1 protein-coding gene and 1 pseudogene are annotated in these 1,299 nt (G+C 70.1%); both read left to right on the top strand.

Annotation, left to right across the window (positions count from 1 at the left end):
* Nucleotides 1-469: pseudogene (locus ACZ5CR_RS45665) on the top strand (ACP S-malonyltransferase); the annotation flags it as partial.
* A 75-nt stretch (nt 470-544) separates the two neighbouring features.
* Nucleotides 545-1,299, top strand: a 755-nt coding sequence (locus ACZ5CR_RS45660) for a histidine kinase (RefSeq protein WP_468869718.1), incomplete at its 3' end; no start/stop codon positions are given.

The raw sequence follows: 1,299 nt of genomic DNA, 5'->3' as shown, positions 1-1,299 counted from the left end.
CGCCGACGGCGAGTGGTACGAGTTCTCCGGCTATCTCGACGACGACTTCCATCTGCTGTCGCTGGGCGAGGGCCGCCTCGACCGGTTCAAGAAGCGGATCAGCGACCTCGGCGGGTACTCGATGTACTCGATGCGGCCGCCGGTGCACGCGCCCGCGTTCGCCGGGCTGCGCCGGACCGTGGAACGCGAGGTCCTCGCCGGTCTCACGGTGCGGGCGCCGTCCGTGCCGCTCGTCGCCGACCAGGACGGTGCGGTCCTCGACTCGGCCGATGGCGTGCGCACGATGCTGCTCGACACCTTCGACCGGCCCATCGACTGGCGTGCCGTCACCGAAACCCTCACCGGCCTCGGTGTGACCCGGCTGCTGTTCAGCGGCGCCGACAACCTCTTCCGCAGGCTCGACCGCACCAAGCGCGCCTTCGACGTGCACAGCCTCACCCCGAAGACGGCTGTCGCCGCCCGGCGTTGAGGTCTGTCCGTTCTGTCCGTCCCGCTCTGCGGACACGCACTCGGGCCGGTCCCCGGACATCGCTAACATGAACCGGTGGAACGGTCTGATTGGGTGCCCCAGCGCACACGTACTTCGTACTCTTGGGGCGACCGTGCGGTCGACCTCGTCCTGTGCCTCCTGGTTCTCGCGGCGCTCGCCGCGATCCTCCGGTCGACCCAGTCGACGAAGGACTGGATCTCGCCGATGCTCCAGGCGTTCGCGGCGTTCTCCCTGCTGTTCCGCCGCACGGCACCCATGTGGATCATGGGTTTGATGCTGGTCGCGGCCATGCCCTTGTTCGTTGCGGGCACGTTCCCCGGCGTGCTGCCGGAAGTGGACCGAGCAGGGGTGTGGGTGCCGCTCGCAGCTCCCTTCGCCTGTTACAGCGTCATGGCGTACGGCACCGACCTGGCCCGCGCCTGGGGGCTCACAGCCGTGCTCGCACTCGTCGCCACCCGGCCCTGGACGCCGGACGGCGACATCATCGCCCCCGGCTTGCTGCTCACAGCGGTGCCCGCGCTGGCCGGGATGTACGTACGGTCGCAGCGTCGGCTCGCCGACGTGCTCAGGGACCGCGCCGACCGGGCGGAGCGCGAGCAGCACCTGCTCACCGAGCAGGCCAGGGCGGAGGAGCGGGCGAAGCTGGCAGTGGAGATGCACGACATCATCACGCACCGGGTGAGCCTGATGGTCCTGCACGCGGGCGCCCTGGAGCTGAGCACCCGTGAGGACTCGACGCGGGTCGCGGCCGGGGAACTGCGCTCGGCCGGCCACCAAGCCCTGGAGGAGCTGCGCGAGTTCCTCGGTGT

This window comes from Streptomyces sp. NPDC031274, from assembly GCF_055570235.1.
This window is presented reverse-complemented; position numbering and strand designations above follow the sequence as displayed.